The following is a 17414-nucleotide window of genomic DNA, read 5'->3' as shown; positions in this document are numbered from 1 at the left end:
TACCACTTTCCGATATTGATTAACTAATAATTAACGCGTATAACTCTTGTTTTATTTAATAACATTAAAAGCTATTTAATTAACGATTATGAAAAATACCATCTTTGTACTGATTTTTGTCTTAACGCTTGGCACCTTGGTTTCATGCTCAAAAAAGGAAGAAATTACCACGCATAGCATGCTGTTTTCATTGAGTCAATTTGCCCCTAAAAACTTTTTGGCAACGGCCGATTAATTATTGATACACTAAGAAATATCAAATTAACTATTAGTCTAAAAAACATTTAAATCAAAATATTATGTTAAAAGTAGTCCTAACCGCAGCAATCGTATTATCAGTTGGAATTTTATCACTTATTAAAACCACAACTCCTGAAAAAACCGCACCGGTACAACTTGAGAAAGTTGCAGTTGGCAGCAGAATAGCCGTATTAGCCACTGCCGACTAATTGCACCCCCGTATCAGATAAACACAAGAAATTATATATATAATATTATCAAACCGATATTAAAAAACAACATCATGAAAAAATTCATCATAGCTTTTGCAATCATTTTAACCACTGCTTTAAATTCAACTTTTGCTATCAATGCAGGCGGCGAAAAAAACAATTTAGGTACCGCTGACAGAAGAGAAAAAAATAATCTGGGCACAGCCGACAGAGAGAAAAACAACTTAGGTACGGCCGACAGAGAGAAAAATAATCTTGGTACCGCCGACCGGGAGAAAAACAACTTAGGTACTGCTGATAGGGAGAAAAACAACCTTGGTACTGCCGACAGAGAAAAAAATAACTTAGGTACTGCCGACAGATTTTAATCAAAACGTCATCACAATACAACTCACACAAATAATAACACTACCACAACATATAACGATCATGAAAAAATTCATCATAGCATTAGCAATCATTTTAACATCGGGTATCACTACTTCAACTTTCGCTGCCGAAAAAAACAATCTGGGTACTGCTGACAGAAAAGAGAAAAACAACTTGGGTACTGCAGATAGAGCAGGCGAGAAAAACAACTTAGGTACCGCTGACAGAGCTGGCGAGAAAAATAACTTGGGTACGGCTGACAGAGCTGGTGAAAAAAACAACTTGGGTACTGCTGACCGGACTGGCGAGAAAAACAACTTAGGTACTGCTGACAGATTCTAATCTTAATACACTCCAACAACTATTTATCCCCATCAATATCATACGATCATGAAAAAATTCATCATAGCACTCGCCATTATCTTAACATCAGGCATCACTACCGCAACATTCGCTGCCGAAAAAAACAATCTGGGTACTGCTGACAGAAAAGAGAAAAACAACTTGGGTACTGCCGACAGAACTGGCGAGAAAAACAACTTAGGTACCGCTGACAGAGCTGGTGAGAAAAACAACTTAGGTACGGCCGACAGAACTGGCGAGAAAAACAACTTAGGCACTGCTGACAGAGCGGGTGAGAAAAACAACCTAGGCACTGCTGACAGATTCTAATAGATATATACCGCTAACAACTCCATATAATACCCTCAATATAACATAACATCATGAAAAAGTTTATCATCGCTACAGCCATTATATTAACAGCAGGTATCACTTCAACTTTCGCTGCCGAAAAAAACAACTTAGGTACTGCCGACAGAATTGAAAAAAACAATTTAGGTACTGCTGACAAAGCTGGTGAGAAAAACAATTTGGGTACTGCTGATAGAGCTGGCGAGAAAAACAATTTGGGTACTGCCGACAGATTCTAACGATCAAATGCTTTACGAATTTAAATAAGACAAATGAAAAAATTAGCTATAGTAACTGCAATAGTTTTAGCGACAGCGCTAACAGCATTCTCTTTGTCTAAAACCAATAATAACACTGAAGGTAAAATAGAAAACGCATCAACCAAAACTACTACTGATGCGGCTATGACTTTAGCTACCGCCGATTAATGGCGCATTACCATCATCTTTTTGGTGATTATCTGACCACCCACCTGCATACTATATAAATATATTCCCGGATCAAGCTCATTTAACGGTACGTTAATCACCCTATAGCCTGCGTTCTGATAAGCGTCAAACAGCGTTTTCACAAATCTTCCATTTATACCATACAATTTAATAACCACCCTACCCGCCTGCGATAAACTGAAGCCAATATTGGTGCGATCAACAGACGGATTGGGATAATTTTGGTTTAAACCCACTAACAATAAACGATCCTCAATGGCGCGATTTATGGCGTCTGAAAAAACATAGCTTATTAACTTATAGCCTAAAGCATTTGGATGCACAGCATCCTGGTATAGGCTAAAGTCGCGGCCAAGCGAACGGTTGACATCGGCCAGATAAACTTTATATTCAAACACCAGCCTGCGGTACAGCGCGTTTATCTGGTTGACATATAAATTGTTTGTCCGCAGATTTGGATCGTTACGATCATTAAAAAATTGTACAGTGCCTATAATAGGTATCAACTTATTTTTAATGGCAGTTTCAATATAATACCTCATATTCTTTTCGGTATCTGCCAATTTTTGCTTCCCTGCAGCCAGTTGTGCTGCGTCATTAGCGCCCATTAATATTATAATAAAACCGGTGCGGCCCGCTATGGCAGCCGGGTATCTCTTTAACCCCTGTGTAGTAGTTTCGCCCCCAACACCATTACGGGTAACAGAAACTATAACACCCGTATAACAAGCTTCAATATTGTTTAATAAATCTGGCTGAAAAGATTGACCGCCAACCCCCTCAACCGTACTGGCGCCGAAGGTTGTTACATTGATGCTATCCTTACCATAAAATTTAGCGGCAGCACTACAGCTTGGTGCTTGCTGTGCATAGCCCGACAAAATGCTGAGGGGGAAGATAAAAGCAAAGAAAATTATCTTGCGATAATGCATTTACGATAGTACAATAAATTTAATCAATACTTACAAATATACCTAAATGGGCTGATGATAACCAGCCCCCAATGTTAAGTAATTATTAACAGCAATAAAACCCCAAACCGGGCTTATTGCGTTAAACATACTTTATATTTGCCGAACAATATTTATACCATGGAAGCGATAAAACAATACATAGACCTGCATAAACAACGTTTGCTTGATGAATTATTTGAATTACTTAGATTTCCATCTGTAAGCGCCGACCCTAAGTATGCTCCCGATGTGTTAAAAACTGCCGATTATGTGGCACAAAAACTACGCGACGCAGGCGCGGATAACGTAGAGGTCTGTCAAACAGCAGGTTACCCTATTGTTTATGGCGAAAAAATTATCGATCCATTGCTACCAACCGTGCTTACTTACGGCCATTACGACGTGCAGCCCGCAGACCCGCTAGAGTTGTGGAAAACCCCGCCTTTTGAACCAACCATTCGCGATGGCAAAATATACGCCCGCGGTGCCTGCGACGACAAAGGCCAGTTTTACATGCACGTTAAAGCTTTTGAGCTAATGATGCAGAGCAATACGCTACCCTGCAATATTAAATTTATGATTGAGGGCGAAGAGGAAGTTGGATCGAGCAACCTCGGTGTTTTTGTAAAAGGCAATGCTGAAAAGTTAAAGGCTGATGTGGTATTAATATCTGACACCTCAATGATCAGCATGGAGCATCCATCATTAGAAACCGGATTGCGTGGTTTATCATACGTGGAGGTTGAAGTAACCGGCCCTAACCGCGACTTGCACTCGGGCGTTTATGGTGGTGCGGTTGCCAACCCAGCGACTATTTTGGCTAAAATGATTGCCAGCATGCACGATGAGAACAATCATATAGCTATCCCGGGTTTTTATGACGAAGTGGTTAACCTTACAGAACAAGAACGCAAGGAACTTAATGCCGCGCCTTACGACGAGGAGGAATATAAAAAAGACCTTGACATAGCTGAGCTTTGGGGCGAAAAAGGTTACACTACCTTTGAGCGCACCGGGACCCGCCCTACCCTTGAGGTTAATGGCATTTGGGGTGGCTACATTGGCGAAGGGGCTAAAACGGTGTTACCATCAAAAGCCTACGCTAAGATATCTATGCGACTGGTACCTAACCAGGGCTTCGAAAAAATAACCCGGTTGTTTACAGATCATTTTAAAAAGATAGCGCCGGCCTCCGTCAAAGTAAAAGTTACCCCACACCATGGTGGCGAACCTGCAGTAACACCGACTGACAGCGTTGCTTATCGTGCAGCACAAATGGCCATAACCGAATCATTTGGGAAGGCGCCTATACCAACCCGTGGTGGTGGCAGCATACCTATTGTATCGTTATTTGAGGCCGAGCTTGGTATTAAAACTGTCCTGATGGGCTTTGGTCTGGATAGTGATGCACTACACTCGCCCAACGAAAAATATGATGTCTTTAACTACTATAAAGGCATTGAAACGATACCATTGTTTCACAAGTATTTTGCTGAGTTAAGCAAGTAAAATTAGTTACCGAAGATTGGGCTTGGTGCCAGGCAGCCAATTTTAATCACCAATCTTCTCCAATCGAATACAATACTCCCCCGATCCCACATTGTTGAGCATTGCAAATTGCTCCACGGTGTGGGATTTAACTTTTTTGTCGTTTACCCAAACCTGGTATTTTTGGCCTTTTATTGGCAGGTAGATCTGCGCAGTGGTGTTGCCGGGCACAACTATGTTCATCTCGAACATTTTATCTGTTTGTACATACGCCGCCTTAATAGTTCCCTTTATGGTGGGCACGTCAATGCCCGCATTTGCCAAGCCGCCTATTTGTGGTTTAACGCTAAAGGTTGACCAGCCTGGTGTAAGCGGCTCTATACCCATTAGCTTACGCGATATAATGTTTCCGGCCGCCGCGCCCCAAGCATGATTCCAATCCTGGTTGGGTTTGTATTTGTTGTCCCAGGCTTCTAAAGTAATTGTGCTACCAACGCGGATCATGTTGTACCAGCTACGGTCGGTTTTTGAGGTAAGCAGGCTTAGTCCATAACTGCCGCCATTGGCGTTGTATATAGCATCTAACAAAAACTGTGAACCATAAACACTGCAAGCCATCCCTCGCGAGCGCACAAAAGCTAACACCCTAGGGCGATGCTTTGCATCAACCAGCTCAAAAGCCAGGGCAAACATATTGGTATGTAATGATGCATGTTTAGTGGTGTCGCCATCTACGTATATTTGCTGCTCAGCATCATAAAACATTTGGTGGAATGCCTTTTTAACTGCGATGGCCTTTTTGCCATAATAGTCCGCGTCCGCGGTATTCCCCAGATCGGCTGCCAGTTTTTGCATTACGGTAAGCGCTTTATAATAATACGCGTTAACCACGGGATTGTATTTGCAAAACACAAAGCCGTCGGTTTCTGCCCCATGTGGCCAGTCGACAATGTCACGTAATGCCGGCTCTCCACCGAAATGAATTGAGGCTAATACCGCTTTAGTTGCCTTGCCATTTAATATGCTTATCAAATGAGTATCATCCTCTAACGCCGTAAGGCTTTTAGCTTTCAGGTTCTCGTAGTTGTTTTTTAAAGACCGGATATCGCCGGTGTAGAGATAATCGTTCCAGCCTATTAAAACCGATTGCAGTATCCATTCGGTGGGCCAGGTTGGATGGTAGATCAGGTATTCGCTGGTTTTGCGGGCGATGGTATACTCCTTATCTACCGCATAATGGCTCAATTGATTAATGTATGAGTCAGCCTCGTAAGCAATACGCTCACGGTCACCATCTACATAAGTGCCCAGGTATGACGTAGCTTTCATCGAGTATTTGCACAGTTCCCAAATGGCATTTAAGGTGGTATCCGAGCTGTGGAAGTTAGCCGCCGAATCGTCAAATTGATAATGGGCGAAAAGGCGGGTGACGTCTTCGAGTTTTAGGGTTTCCTCATATCCTTCTATTTCAACATATCTAAACGGCGTAACCTCGCCAATGTAAGCGGGCATCTTAACAGCCGCCGGGCGAGTGTTAATGGCGTTTGGTTTAAGCTGTAACTTATAGGTGTGCAGACCACGGCGTAAGTTTAGTTGATATTGCGCGTAGCGTATGTTGCCTGATGGTTTGCGATTGATAGCGCCATCGGCATTCACCACCTCACCTATCCTGACCGTTACAGACGATATGTCCTTATCTGCATAAAGATTCAATTTCATTTGTCCAAAAGCATCTTTGCCAAAATCAGCATAATACACATTGCCTTTTTGGTGGAATGATACCGGTTGCTGATCTGTTAGTTGTATGGGATACGCCGGCAATTTATGATCGCCCAACACAGTATCTGTATAAAAAGGCATTATCGCTGCATAGCTACTTGGCTCGGCACGGTTTGATGACCATACTTTAACTGTCCAATAATAGGCGGTATTGGGTTTTAATTCCGGACCGTTATATATAACCGCGGTTGATTGCGGGCTGATAATCTTACCAGAATCCCACACATTAGGCTTACTTTCATATATCGCCTTTTCAGAATCAGCCACCACTAGTTGATAGGCTACTTGCCTGGCATTGTTTGCCGTGCTATTCACCGCCCAACTGAATGCAGGATTTTTACTGCCGATTAACACCGATTGCACATTGGGATTGGATAAGTTAACTGCCAATGGCTGTACGGCGTAGCCGTTAACCGATTGATAATTACTATGAGCAACCAAATCTATCATTAGGCCCGAAGGCCATAACAAGCTTGGGGCTTGGGCAAACAGATTAGTATTAAGCATTACGGCTGCGAGCAGGCAGGTAAATCTTTTAAGCATATTAAATAGTGAAGCGTTCGCAGTTTTTTAAAAAGGTATCGTCGGCATCGGCGCCTTTGCCGGGGGTGTCGTCAATGTTAAGGTGGTATCCGTCGTAAGTTACTCCGCCTACGCATGGGTCGGCAAGATGGCCCAGCATACAGGTGTCCATGTCATAGAATAGGATGTTGGGGCTGCTGTATACAAAATGCAGTTTAGCGCTCAACGCTATACGGCTCTCCAGCATTCCGCCCATCATGCAGGGAACGCTGCGTTCGGCAGCGGTGTCATGGATCTTTTTGGCTTCTAGTAGCCCGCCGGATTTGGCAATTTTTATGTTGATATAATGGCATGACCCGTTTTCTATCTGGTGCCGCGCGTCGTGATGGTTATATACACTTTCGTCTGCCATGATCTTAACCGGAGATAGTTTCATCAGCTCGGGTAGGCGGTCGTCGTACCAGGTGCGCATGGGCTGTTCGCAAAACTCAATGTCGTATTGGCCCAACGCTTGCAGCGCGAATACGGCATCATCAAAGCTCCAACCCTGGTTAGCATCTACGCGTATCTTCATATCGCCGCCTACAGCTATCCGGATCTGCCTGATACGCTCTACGTCTTCTGCCGCGTTTTTACCTAGCTTAACTTTTAATATGCCTGCCCCTGATTGCTGAAATTGAATGGCTCTTTGTGCCATCACTTCGGGTGTGTTGATACCAATAGTGATGTCAGACTCAACCGCCCTACGCTGTCCACCTAGAAATTTATAAAGCGGTACCCCGGCATGCTTAGCAGCTATGTCATACAGGGCCATATCAAAGGCACTTTTAATAGTTGTATTGCTAGCCGCGGCGCTATGCAAATCTTGCATCCGTGCCGGGATATCCAGCGCATCCTTTCCTTTCCACAGCTTAGCAAAATCTTTAGCCATAGCCAGGCAGGTATCTTGTGATTCACCCACGATCATTGGGAAGGCCGAGCACTCGCCCACCCCATAAAAACCAGCATCGGTATGCACCCTGACAAACACATTTTGCGCATAATCCATCGTGCCGGTAGCTATGGTGAAAGGCTCCATCGGGATGCTGAAACGGTAAATATCTATGTGCGTGATAACAGGTGATACCATAAGCGAATTTACTTAAATAAAACCGGCCCGCAACCCCTGCTGTCCTTACACTAAACCGCTAAGCCTGCGACCTCATGTCAGATGATCCAACTGATCCACCGCGTGTGTGTATCAGTTGGATCATCTGGATCACCCCTTTTTGATAATCAACTAATTATCAGACTGCAATAAAAACTAACCCTTTCGTTTGTATCACTTTTTCGAAATTTGAATCAGTCTGGATCACTTGTGAGTTGCATTTTTATAACTGGAATACTTTGGATATAGCTGGTAAAAGCCAGGTATTAAGCGACAAGTATTAGTCTGTTTTAGCACAAAACAACCAGTGATTTCCGATAGATTCAATGGTATTTTATTGCAAAAAAAGCAGCGGCTTACCTTAAAATTTGGATTGCGTAATTTCCCGAATTGAACGAGCGTTAGTGTATACAAATATCATAACCATAACATCACAAAAAATTAACACATTTACCTACACCTTTGCGCTGTCTTTTTACGTAATCATGAATCCCCAAAAATGAAAAAACATCTATCAATAGTACTCCTGGCCCTATTTATATCAACGGGCCAATTAATGGCGCAAAAAGCCAAACATGTTATATTTATTACTATCGATGGTTTCCGTCCGGATTTTTACCTCGACAGCGAATGGCAAACACCAAACCTGCGCGCATTGATGAAAGATGGCGCTTATGCCAAAGGTGTAAATAGTGTGTTCCCAAGTATGACCTATCCATCGCACACCACTATTGTTACCGGCGTGCAGCCTGTTAAACATGGCGTATTTTATAATAATGTATTCACACCCGACGGTGCACCACAAAAGCCTTACTGGAATGACAGTTCTATCCACGTACCAACCATCTGGAAGGCGGCTAAAGCTAAAGGCATGACCGTTGCTTCGCTCTATTGGCCGGTATCTGCCAATGCACCGGTTGATTATAACATTCCGGATATTGGTAACCTGGGCGACGGTGTGCGCGAAGACTACACTTTACCTAAAGGTTTTTATGCCGAAGTTAAGAAAGAAGTTTTTGGCGGTGTTGAAAAGATAGATCACGGCAAAAATGTAAACATTGCCAAGATAGCAGCATATATCATCAAAAAAAGCAAGCCCGACTTGATGACCATCCACGTTTTCGCGGTTGATGGTGCATCACATGCTGTTGGACGTAACGGTGCCCGCGTTCAGGATGCGGTTGCCGACGCCGATGCGGCTGTAGGTATTATTGTAGATGCATTAAAAGATGCCGGTATATGGGAAAGCACAACCCTACTTGTTGGCGGCGATCATGGTTTTTACGATGTCAAAAAAACGGTGTCGCCTAACGTATGGCTTAAAGAAGCCGGCCTGATTACTGACTTTAAAACAGGCGATTGGAAAGCACAGTTTAACACTGTTGGCGGATCGGCCTATTTGTATTTGAAAGACCCCACGGATAATGCAACTTTAGCCAAAGTAAAAACGATACTTGAAGCAAAGCCCGACAGTGTAAAGCAATATTACCGCGTAATCACAAAAGAACAAATAACCAAAGGCGGCTTTAACCCAAATGTTGCATTAGCGCTTAGCGGCGAGCAGGATGGCTACTTTAGCGCCGCGCTTACCGGTAATGTGATTAAGGAAGGCAAAGGCGGTGGCCATGGTCATTTTCCAGATACCAAAAACATCCGCACTGGCCTTATTGCCCACGGCCCGGGCATACGCAAAGGTGCTGTAATTGAGGAAATGAATGTGCGCGATATGACCCCGATAATGGTAAAACTACTTGGTATTCCCTTTGGAAAAGTTGACGGGAAGGTGCCTGCTGGGTTATTGGAATAGCACCTTTGAAACTAGCGCAGCCTGCCAGCAACTCACCCTGTCGATGCTATGGGGAGGTGCCTCTTTTGCGCAGCAAGAGAGGTATCCGAGCGAAGCAATATGCGGATGAGTGCTCTTGAAGCGAAAGTACCGCCAATGGACCGTTGACAACTTACGCCGACTGACCGCGCAAGCCATGATAACAAATGTATTGACTATCTGGGTAGCCCTAAACTAAAAAAGCCGCTCTTTGAGTGGCTTCTTTAGTTATGAAAATAATTAACGTGAAACGTAATTAAACGTAACCGGCGATCCGACCGTTATACCACTCATTTCTGAGCTTGAAAACGTGACAGTGTATTTTCCGGTTTTTTCCAAAGCGTAACCCTTAAGAATATCAACTTTTGCAGACAGGCTATCTTTAGGACTAACTTTCAAATATGCGTCCGCCGGCGGTGGCATTATCCGTTTGGCCATAGCACCTATGTAGGGCACCTCGTTACCTTGCTCATCTTTAATATCCAGGTATTTGCTTAGCAATGGTTCAAATGGGGTTTGCCATTTAAGAAATTTTGCCGTGGTGTCTGTACCGTTGTAAAGCTTAAATTCCAATTGCACCGGTTGGCCAATCTTTATTGTGTCTTTAATGGTCATCTTGCCATAAAATTCTTTTTTTGCCAATGGTTTATCTACCTGGCCATTTTCTTGCGCGCTCTCAGGGTGCGCCCCGCAAGATGCCATAATTGATGTTAACAGTATCAGCAAAAAATTTGTCGTTCTCTTCATATTCGTTTTTCTAAAAAACGATAACAACCGCGGTCCATAATAGGTTTACCATTCGATTGTAAAACTATGTTTATGGCTTAAAGTTAGCGGTTACTGTTTTTCAGCATACCAACAGTGTACATTGAACAGTCGCTAATCATCAATGATTATTACCAAATGACCAATCATCAACCACAAAAGTTTGCTCCTTAAAACTATTACACTATATTTGCTGTACTACTAATCAGTAGCCTTCAATTTTAGCCGCCTGTGCCCCATCCTATTCGGGGAAAAGTCGCCTGGCTAATTTAAAACTTTCTTAAAAGCATTAAATAATATGGCATTAAATAACACGCCTAACAATTTCGATTATAATTCTACACGGAGTAAGTTATTGCTTACCGAATATGGCCGCAACGTACAAAACATGGTGAAGTACATTGTTGCGCTGCCTACTAAAGAAGAACGCAATAAATACGCACAGGTTGTGATAGACCTGATGGGCTTTTTAAACCCTCATCTGCGCGACGTGGCCGACTTTAAGCACAAACTGTGGGATCACCTGCACATTATATCTGAGTTTAAGATAGATGTAGATTCGCCGTATCCAAAACCGGCCGAGGATGCCATCCGTTTTAAACCCGATCCGTTGCGTTACCCTAATCAACGCATACGCTACAAGCACTATGGCAAAACCATTGAGCTGATGATTGAGAAGGCAAAAAGCATTGAAGAGCCTGAGCGCCGCAAACATATGGTGGCTTCAATTGCCAACTTTATGAAAATGGCTTATGTGCAGTGGAACAAAGATTCGGTATCTGATGAGACTATTTTGGCCGACCTGGTAACGCTATCGAAAGGCGAATTGCGTATTGATGAGCCTATCAGCCTTAATAAAGTAGAGTATCGTCCACCTGTACAAACAAATAACAACAATCGTGGCGGCCGTACTAATAATCAAAACAACCGTGGCGGTACAGCTGGTGGAGGCGGTCGTACCAATAACAACAACCCCCGTACCAACAATAACAACAATAACAACAATAACAATCAAAACAACCGTAGCCGTAATAACGGTGGCGGCGGCAAAAAATATTAAGTTAATTATTAATCTTTGTATAGTTCCGATAGGTTATATCCATGAACTTTGAACCATTAACTACCTACTATAAAATATGGTAAACGCATTTGAAATACAGGGCGGTAAGCCCTTAAAAGGCGAAATAACCCCACAGGGCGCTAAAAACGAAGCGTTACAGATCCTGTCGGCAGTATTACTGACCGAGGAGAAAGTAACCGTCAGCAATATCCCTGATATTAAAGACGTAAATAAACTAATTGAGCTTTTGGGCGACATGGGGGTGATTGTTAACCGTATTAACGATGACACCTATACCTTTGAAGCTAAAAATATTAATCAGGACTTTTTCCAGTCGGAAGGTTTTAAAGCAAAAGGTGGCGGCTTGCGTGGTTCTATCATGATTGTGGGCCCTTTACTGGCGCGCTTTGGTAAAGCATCTATCCCAAAACCGGGTGGTGACAAAATTGGCCGCAGGCGATTGGATACCCACTTTTTAGGATTCGAGAAATTAGGCGCGCAGTTTAACTACAATCCGGCCGACGGTTTCTTTAATGTTGATGCCTCAAACCTGCACGGTACTTATATTTTGCTGGATGAAGCATCGGTAACCGGTACAGCTAACATTGTGATGGCTGCTGTATTGGCTAAAGGCACTACCACTGTTTACAACGCCGCTTGCGAACCTTACTTACAGCAATTATGCAAAATGCTTAACCGCATGGGCGCAAAAATTAGCGGTATTGGTTCAAATTTACTAACCATTGAGGGTGTTGAGCGCTTAGGTGGCACAGAGCACCGGATGCTGCCGGACATGATCGAGATAGGATCGTTTATTGGCCTTGCGGCAATGACGGGATCAGAGATTACGATTAAAAACGTTATGTATAAAGAGTTGGGTATGATACCTGACGTATTTAAACGCCTTGGCATCAAATTAGAGCTTAGAGGCGACGATATCTTTATACCGGCACAAGATCATTACGAGATTGAAACTTTTATTGACGGCTCTATCATGACCATAGCTGACGCGCCATGGCCGGGCTTCACTCCCGACTTGCTGAGCATTGTATTGGTAGTGGCTATACAAGCTAAAGGGTCGGTACTGATTCACCAAAAAATGTTTGAAAGCCGCTTGTTCTTTGTAGATAAATTGTTAGATATGGGTGCACAGATCATTCTTTGCGATCCGCACCGTGCTACCGTTATCGGTTTGGATAAGCAAGTACAACTACGCGGTATCTCAATGACCTCGCCGGATATCCGTGCTGGTGTGTCATTATTGATCGCTGCGCTATCGGCTCAGGGCAAATCAACCATCTATAACATTGAGCAAATTGAGCGCGGCTATCAGCATATAGACAAACGCTTGCTGGCTTTAGGCGCTGATATTAAGCGGATATAAGGCGCATTAATAAAGTAAAAGCAAAAAGGTTAAAGGTGAATGCGCCTTTAACCTTTTTTGCTTTTACAATGATAATTACGTCAACATAAAAATTGATACAGCACTCATTGCTATCATCAAGCCATCTTCAATAATAGTAACGGTGCTCATGGGTAGGTTAAATACCGCCCCAAGACAAGCGCAGCGGATAGCCCGCTTATTCAGTACACTTTGCAGCACGCCAATAATGCTTACCGCCATTACAATAACGGTAACAATATTGGTTAGCAACGGCAAAAAGTCTATCGCAAAAGCAAGCCCCAACAGTAGTTCAATGCCTGCATATATGTATCCCCAGGCCTTAAAATTGCGGGCAATAACATGGTACATGGCGTAGCTCTCGGCAAAACCCGCCAGGTCGAGCATTTTAAAAAAGGAGAATACCAAAAAGAATCCGGCCATAAAAACGCGCATGCCATACATGGTATGAAAGCCCCTGCCATGGAAACCTGCAATGATTGATATAGCTAGCACGTAGCCAAATATCAATAAAATTGGCTTGTATACTTGCAGCCAGCTGCGTTGCTCAGGTTCACCGGCGGGTGCCATTGCTGGCTCATATACTTTTTCGGTGAGTTGATATTTTGGATATTGCCTAAGTGCGTCCTGCAAGATGACCGTATTTATGTGCCGGCTCATTTCTATAAGCGCCTCTCCGTTTTCAAGGTCAATATCAACACGGGTAACATCAGGCACAGCCGAAAGTAATTGCTGCACTTTTGCCTGGCAACCGGTACACGTCATCCCGGTTACTTTATAAGTATGTTTCATAGTTTTATTATTTACATACAAAAGTAGCCCGGCAATGGCCCTATTGTTTTACACCATTATTAGCATTCGTTATAACATTTACAGGTCGTCTATATAAGCGCGCTTATTAAGTTTTATAGATTTGAAATACCCTGGTGTTAGCCCGGTTACTTTTTTAAATTGGGTTGATAGGTAGGCTACGCTGCTGTAACCCAACTGAAAAGCAATTTGGCCAAGGGTTAATTCGTCATATATCAGCAACTCCTTTACCTTCTCTATTTTTTGGCTGATGAAAAATTTTTCAATCGTATTCCCTTCAACTTCAGAGAATAGGTTGCTCAGGTAATTATACTCGTAATTCATTTGGCTGGACAGGTAATCAGACAGATTTATATCAAGCGGTTCTTTGCTATGATGTACTACCTTAATAATAAGCTTCTTGATGTGTTCAATTATTCGACTCTTTCGGTCGTCAATAATCTCAAAGCCAAGTTTATGTAGTGATGTATTAAGCCCTTCAACTTCATCGGCAGCTAATTCTGTAGCCAATTCTACTTCGCCAAGGGTAATTTCCGTCGGCACTATACCAGCATCCGCAAATACCTGCTGCACTGCCGTAACACAACGCCGGCAAACCATATTTTTTATGTAAAGCTTCATTTACTATCAAAGGTAAAAGGTTAAATATAAAAGGTAGCATATAAAAACCTTCCACTTTTACCTTTATCCCCAAAAATACTATCTTTATCACAACCGATTGTAAAAACTACATGCCATATAAAAACCAAAGATCAAGTTATACCAACTTCATCCTGATCTTCGTATGTATTAAAGTGGCATTAAACCTGTTGGCCATATCTAACTACGGTTTTCACCGCGACGAGCTTTTACACCTGGCCTTAGCCGACCATTTAGATTGGGGCTACAAAGAGGTACCACCTTTTATAGCTATAGTAGCATGGTTAATTAAAGCTTTTTTGGGCGGTTCTGTTTTTGCAGCGCGGCTATTCCCCACCATTTGCAGTGGCCTTATCATATGGTTAACGGGTAAAATAACGGTCGAATTAGGCGGCCGAAAATTTGCGATAGCCCTGGCCTGCCTGGGCGTGATATTTTCGCCGGCGTTTATGGCCACCGGCTATCTTTTTCAACCCGTTGTGTTCGACCAACTTTGGTGGGTGTTAACCGTTTGGTTGTTACTGCGCTACGTAAACACGCAAGCCATTAAATATCTTTATTTTATCGGCCTGGTACTTGGGGTTGGCATACTTACTAAATACACTATGCTGTTTTTTGCCGGTGCGCTTCTACTAGGATTAGCCATCAGCAAACAACGACGACTGCTACTTAACAGGCACGTATGGGGTGTTGTCGGCATGGCCTTTTTAATAGTGTTACCCAATTTTATCTGGCAAATTATTCACCATTGGCCGGTACTAACCCACATGGCCGAATTACGTACTCAGCAACTTGAATACGTATCATCGGTAGAGTTTATAGCACAGCAATTTATGGTGCACGGTGTGGCAGTTATTGTGTGGCTGGTAGGCTTTTTGTTCCTGTTGTTTTCTTTTAAAATGCGTAAGTACCAGTCGCTGGCTGTAGGTTATGTGCTGATGTTTGTCTTTTTGTTATTGATGAACGGCAAAAACTATTACCTTTTCGGCGCCTACCCCATGCTGTTTGCAGCTGGCGGCTACGGTTTTGAGCGATGGATAAAATCAAACATCGCTTTGCGTGTTGTTATGCTGGCATTGGTTACCATACCTAACCTTATTATTTTGCCACTGGTATTACCGGTACTGCCGTTAAAACCAACACTGGCAGTATTTAAGTATGCAAACAGTAATGTGCATTTCCTTAGCTTCCTTACCCGTTGGCAAGATCAAAAGCAACACCCCCTTACGCAAGATTATGCCGATATGTTAGGTTGGGACGAGCTGACAGAAAAGGTTACACGTATATATAATAACCTTACCCCGGAACAACAGCGCAACACACAAATTTATGCCGATAACTACGGAGAGGCTGGTGCGCTAAATCATTTAGGGAAACCGAATAACTTACCCCTGGCGGCATCGTTAAATAGCAGCTTCGCTTTATGGGCTCCACCTAGCCTTAATGCGCGTTATATTATTTATATAGACGATGATAAAGGCGATAAAATAAAACGCTTTGAAGCCCTTGCCGATAGTTGTGTTAAAATGGACGAAATTACAAATCCATTAGCGGTAGAGAAAGGAACGGCCATATTACTATTGACCAATCCTAAGCCTGGGTTAAAGGATATCTACAAAACAGAGCTTGCCCGCAAGAGGGTACAGTAAATGTTATAGATTGGCATTCTGAATGCCAAGGCGGGCCTTACGCCGATATTGCATTTATAATATCATACTGTGTAATAATGGCTATCTCGCCATCGTGCTCAACCAATACGGCTATGTTGTCATTGTTGATCATGGCTGAGATTTTGTCTATTGATGCGCTGATATCTACAAATGGGAACGGTGCGGTGCTGATGGTTTTAACCGGCTGAGATTTTAGCGATGGGGTTTCCAACAGCGCATTCAAAATATCGCTCTCCGTAATTTTACCTATGATCATGCCGGCTTGTGTAACCGGTATTTGCGATATATTTAGCGATTTAATGGTATTGATAGCTTCTAATATAGTTTTTTCATGATCGATGGTCACCATCTCCTGGCTTTCTTTTTTGCTGATAATGTCCTTAGCAGTTAGTTTACCGTCTTTCAGGAAACCACGATCGCGCAGCCAATCGTCATTATACATCTTGCCCAGGTAGCGCGTACCATGATCCGGGAAGATCACTACAACCACATCATCCTTTTTAAACCTGTCTTTCATCTGCAATAAACCTGCAATGGCCGAACCTGTTGAATTACCAACGAAGATGCCTTCTTTACGGGCAATTTCACGGGTCATCAGGGCGGCATCTTTGTCGCTTACTTTTTCGAAATAGTCTATCAGGTTAAAGTCTACATTGGCGGGTAAAAAGTCCTCGCCTATACCTTCGGTGATGTATGGGTAAATCTCATTTTTATCAAACTCGCCGGTCTCTTTGTACTTTTTAAATACCGAGCCGTAAGTGTCAATCCCCAAAATCTGTATGGCAGGGTTTTTCTCCTTTAAATATTTGGCTATGCCCGATATAGTACCACCCGTACCAACGCCGGCCACTACATGCGTCACCTCGCCTTCGGTCTGTTCCCATATCTCCGGGCCGGTAGACTCATAGTGGGCCTGCATGTTCGACAAGTTATCATACTGGTTAGGCTTCCATGAATTTGGCACCTCACGCTCGAGTCGCGACGATACTGAATAGTATGAGCGGGGATCCTCAGGATCAACATTTGTTGGGCAAACAATAACCTCGGCACCAAAAGCACGCAAAGCATCAAATTTTTCTTTGGATTGCTTATCCGTACTGGTAAAAATACATTTATAGCCCTTAATTACCGCCGCAATCGCCAGGCCCATACCCGTATTGCCAGATGTACCTTCTATGATTGTGCCACCTGGTTTAAGTTTTCCGCTTTTCTCGGCATCTTCAATCATTTTAAGGGCCATACGGTCCTTAATAGAGTTACCGGGGTTGGTGGTCTCAATTTTGGCCAATACCGTTGCTGGTATGTCTTTAACCACTTTATTTAATTTTACCAGCGGCGTGTTGCCTATAGTTTCGAGTATGTTGTTATGCCACATGGTGGTAGTAATTAGT

19 protein-coding genes are annotated in these 17414 nt (G+C 43.1%); 12 read left to right on the top strand and 7 right to left on the bottom strand.

Going from position 1 to position 17414, the window contains the following annotated elements; genetic code table 11:
• The first annotated feature begins 88 nt into the window (after positions 1-88).
• From ACFSYC_RS07415 to ACFSYC_RS07385, 7 genes are all read left to right on the top strand, one after another.
• Positions 89-235 (top strand): hypothetical protein, encoded by a 147-nt coding sequence (locus ACFSYC_RS07415; RefSeq protein ID WP_377125117.1) that lies wholly within the window; start codon positions 89-91, stop codon positions 233-235.
• A 64-nt stretch (positions 236-299) separates the two neighbouring features.
• Positions 300-449: a hypothetical protein gene (locus ACFSYC_RS07410; protein WP_377125115.1), complete on the top strand. Its 150-nt coding sequence runs from the start codon at positions 300-302 to the stop codon at positions 447-449.
• A 74-nt stretch (positions 450-523) separates the two neighbouring features.
• Positions 524-820 carry a hypothetical protein gene (locus ACFSYC_RS07405; protein ID WP_377125113.1) on the top strand — a complete coding sequence of 99 codons (297 nt, stop codon included), beginning with the start codon at positions 524-526 and terminating at the stop codon, positions 818-820.
• Positions 821-881: 61 nt separating this feature from the next.
• Positions 882-1163: a hypothetical protein gene (locus ACFSYC_RS07400; RefSeq protein ID WP_377125111.1), complete on the top strand. Its 282-nt coding sequence runs from the start codon at positions 882-884 to the stop codon at positions 1161-1163.
• Between the two features lie 48 nt (positions 1164-1211).
• Complete coding sequence (locus tag ACFSYC_RS07395; protein WP_377125109.1) at positions 1212-1493, top strand: hypothetical protein; 282 nt, start codon at positions 1212-1214, stop codon at positions 1491-1493.
• Positions 1494-1546: 53 nt separating this feature from the next.
• Positions 1547-1753 (top strand): hypothetical protein, encoded by a 207-nt coding sequence (locus ACFSYC_RS07390; RefSeq protein ID WP_377125107.1) that lies wholly within the window; start codon positions 1547-1549, stop codon positions 1751-1753.
• A 33-nt stretch (positions 1754-1786) separates the two neighbouring features.
• The gene (locus tag ACFSYC_RS07385; RefSeq protein ID WP_377125105.1) at positions 1787-1942 is read left to right on the top strand and encodes a hypothetical protein; all 156 of its coding nucleotides are present in this window, start codon (positions 1787-1789) and stop codon (positions 1940-1942) included.
• Here ACFSYC_RS07385 and ACFSYC_RS07380 read toward each other — a convergent pair.
• Positions 1939-2895: a GDSL-type esterase/lipase family protein gene (locus tag ACFSYC_RS07380; protein WP_377125103.1), complete on the bottom strand. Its 957-nt coding sequence runs from the start codon at positions 2893-2895 to the stop codon at positions 1939-1941. The genes ACFSYC_RS07385 and ACFSYC_RS07380 overlap by 4 nt on opposite strands.
• A gap of 159 nt (positions 2896-3054) precedes the next feature.
• On the opposite strand from ACFSYC_RS07380, the gene ACFSYC_RS07375 reads away from it, so the two are divergent.
• Complete coding sequence (locus ACFSYC_RS07375; protein ID WP_377125101.1) at positions 3055-4425, top strand: dipeptidase; 1371 nt, start codon at positions 3055-3057, stop codon at positions 4423-4425.
• Positions 4426-4467: 42 nt separating this feature from the next.
• Here the strand turns inward: ACFSYC_RS07375 and ACFSYC_RS07370 are convergent, their stop codons facing one another.
• Both ACFSYC_RS07370 and ACFSYC_RS07365 read right to left on the bottom strand, forming a co-directional pair.
• On the bottom strand, positions 4468-6726 hold the full coding sequence (locus ACFSYC_RS07370; RefSeq protein ID WP_377125099.1) for a family 78 glycoside hydrolase catalytic domain: 2259 nt from the start codon (positions 6724-6726) through the stop codon (positions 4468-4470).
• Between the two features lies 1 nt (position 6727).
• On the bottom strand, positions 6728-7834 hold the full coding sequence (locus tag ACFSYC_RS07365) for a mandelate racemase/muconate lactonizing enzyme family protein (protein WP_377125097.1): 1107 nt from the start codon (positions 7832-7834) through the stop codon (positions 6728-6730).
• 517 nt (positions 7835-8351) lie between these two features.
• Here ACFSYC_RS07365 and ACFSYC_RS07360 point away from each other — a divergent pair.
• Positions 8352-9659 carry an alkaline phosphatase family protein gene (locus ACFSYC_RS07360; RefSeq protein WP_377125095.1) on the top strand — a complete coding sequence of 436 codons (1308 nt, stop codon included), beginning with the start codon at positions 8352-8354 and terminating at the stop codon, positions 9657-9659.
• Positions 9660-9917: 258 nt separating this feature from the next.
• Here the strand turns inward: ACFSYC_RS07360 and ACFSYC_RS07355 are convergent, their stop codons facing one another.
• Positions 9918-10424, bottom strand: coding sequence for a protease (locus tag ACFSYC_RS07355; RefSeq protein WP_377125093.1), 507 nt, complete (start codon positions 10422-10424; stop codon positions 9918-9920).
• Positions 10425-10740: 316 nt separating this feature from the next.
• On the opposite strand from ACFSYC_RS07355, the gene ACFSYC_RS07350 reads away from it, so the two are divergent.
• On the top strand, positions 10741-11502 hold the full coding sequence (locus tag ACFSYC_RS07350; protein ID WP_377125091.1) for a DUF4290 domain-containing protein: 762 nt from the start codon (positions 10741-10743) through the stop codon (positions 11500-11502).
• A gap of 76 nt (positions 11503-11578) precedes the next feature.
• Complete coding sequence (gene murA / locus ACFSYC_RS07345; protein ID WP_377125089.1) at positions 11579-12886, top strand: UDP-N-acetylglucosamine 1-carboxyvinyltransferase; 1308 nt, start codon at positions 11579-11581, stop codon at positions 12884-12886.
• A 75-nt stretch (positions 12887-12961) separates the two neighbouring features.
• On the opposite strand, the gene ACFSYC_RS07340 is transcribed toward murA, so the two are convergent.
• Both ACFSYC_RS07340 and ACFSYC_RS07335 read right to left on the bottom strand, forming a co-directional pair.
• The gene (locus tag ACFSYC_RS07340) at positions 12962-13696 is read right to left on the bottom strand and encodes a MauE/DoxX family redox-associated membrane protein (RefSeq protein ID WP_377125087.1); all 735 of its coding nucleotides are present in this window, start codon (positions 13694-13696) and stop codon (positions 12962-12964) included.
• A gap of 78 nt (positions 13697-13774) precedes the next feature.
• A complete protein-coding gene (locus tag ACFSYC_RS07335; RefSeq protein ID WP_377125085.1) occupies positions 13775-14335 on the bottom strand; it encodes a helix-turn-helix domain-containing protein in 561 nt (186 codons plus the stop codon).
• Between the two features lie 110 nt (positions 14336-14445).
• Between ACFSYC_RS07335 and ACFSYC_RS07330 the strand changes: the two genes are divergently transcribed.
• Positions 14446-16002 (top strand): ArnT family glycosyltransferase, encoded by a 1557-nt coding sequence (locus ACFSYC_RS07330; RefSeq protein ID WP_377125083.1) that lies wholly within the window; start codon positions 14446-14448, stop codon positions 16000-16002.
• 37 nt (positions 16003-16039) lie between these two features.
• Here the strand turns inward: ACFSYC_RS07330 and ACFSYC_RS07325 are convergent, their stop codons facing one another.
• Positions 16040-17398 carry a cystathionine beta-synthase gene (locus tag ACFSYC_RS07325; RefSeq protein WP_377125081.1) on the bottom strand — a complete coding sequence of 453 codons (1359 nt, stop codon included), beginning with the start codon at positions 17396-17398 and terminating at the stop codon, positions 16040-16042.
• Between the last annotated feature and the right edge of the window lie 16 nt (positions 17399-17414).

Origin of the sequence: Mucilaginibacter antarcticus (assembly GCF_042686155.1) — a bacterium.
GTDB lineage: Bacteria > Bacteroidota > Bacteroidia > Sphingobacteriales > Sphingobacteriaceae > Mucilaginibacter > Mucilaginibacter antarcticus.
The sequence above is the reverse complement of the archived record's forward strand: the minus strand, read 5'-3'. Positions and strand labels throughout refer to the sequence as shown.

Excerpts from the sequence above, each read along its gene's own strand:
- ACFSYC_RS07415 (WP_377125117.1), top strand. The coding sequence starts at position 89 with ATGAAAAATACCATCTTTGTACTGATTTTTGTCTTAACGCTTGGCACC.
- ACFSYC_RS07410 (WP_377125115.1), top strand. The coding sequence starts at position 300 with ATGTTAAAAGTAGTCCTAACCGCAGCAATCGTATTATCAGTTGGAATT.
- ACFSYC_RS07405 (WP_377125113.1), top strand. The coding sequence starts at position 524 with ATGAAAAAATTCATCATAGCTTTTGCAATCATTTTAACCACTGCTTTA.
- ACFSYC_RS07400 (WP_377125111.1), top strand. The coding sequence starts at position 882 with ATGAAAAAATTCATCATAGCATTAGCAATCATTTTAACATCGGGTATC.
- ACFSYC_RS07395 (WP_377125109.1), top strand. The coding sequence starts at position 1,212 with ATGAAAAAATTCATCATAGCACTCGCCATTATCTTAACATCAGGCATC.
- ACFSYC_RS07390 (WP_377125107.1), top strand. The coding sequence starts at position 1,547 with ATGAAAAAGTTTATCATCGCTACAGCCATTATATTAACAGCAGGTATC.
- ACFSYC_RS07385 (WP_377125105.1), top strand. The coding sequence starts at position 1,787 with ATGAAAAAATTAGCTATAGTAACTGCAATAGTTTTAGCGACAGCGCTA.
- ACFSYC_RS07380 (WP_377125103.1), bottom strand. The coding sequence starts at position 2,895 with ATGCATTATCGCAAGATAATTTTCTTTGCTTTTATCTTCCCCCTCAGC.
- ACFSYC_RS07375 (WP_377125101.1), top strand. The coding sequence starts at position 3,055 with ATGGAAGCGATAAAACAATACATAGACCTGCATAAACAACGTTTGCTT.
- ACFSYC_RS07370 (WP_377125099.1), bottom strand. The coding sequence starts at position 6,726 with ATGCTTAAAAGATTTACCTGCCTGCTCGCAGCCGTAATGCTTAATACT.
- ACFSYC_RS07365 (WP_377125097.1), bottom strand. The coding sequence starts at position 7,834 with ATGGTATCACCTGTTATCACGCACATAGATATTTACCGTTTCAGCATC.
- ACFSYC_RS07360 (WP_377125095.1), top strand. The coding sequence starts at position 8,352 with ATGAAAAAACATCTATCAATAGTACTCCTGGCCCTATTTATATCAACG.
- ACFSYC_RS07355 (WP_377125093.1), bottom strand. The coding sequence starts at position 10,424 with ATGAAGAGAACGACAAATTTTTTGCTGATACTGTTAACATCAATTATG.
- ACFSYC_RS07350 (WP_377125091.1), top strand. The coding sequence starts at position 10,741 with ATGGCATTAAATAACACGCCTAACAATTTCGATTATAATTCTACACGG.
- murA (WP_377125089.1), top strand. The coding sequence starts at position 11,579 with ATGGTAAACGCATTTGAAATACAGGGCGGTAAGCCCTTAAAAGGCGAA.
- ACFSYC_RS07340 (WP_377125087.1), bottom strand. The coding sequence starts at position 13,696 with ATGAAACATACTTATAAAGTAACCGGGATGACGTGTACCGGTTGCCAG.
- ACFSYC_RS07335 (WP_377125085.1), bottom strand. The coding sequence starts at position 14,335 with ATGAAGCTTTACATAAAAAATATGGTTTGCCGGCGTTGTGTTACGGCA.
- ACFSYC_RS07330 (WP_377125083.1), top strand. The coding sequence starts at position 14,446 with ATGCCATATAAAAACCAAAGATCAAGTTATACCAACTTCATCCTGATC.
- ACFSYC_RS07325 (WP_377125081.1), bottom strand. The coding sequence starts at position 17,398 with ATGTGGCATAACAACATACTCGAAACTATAGGCAACACGCCGCTGGTA.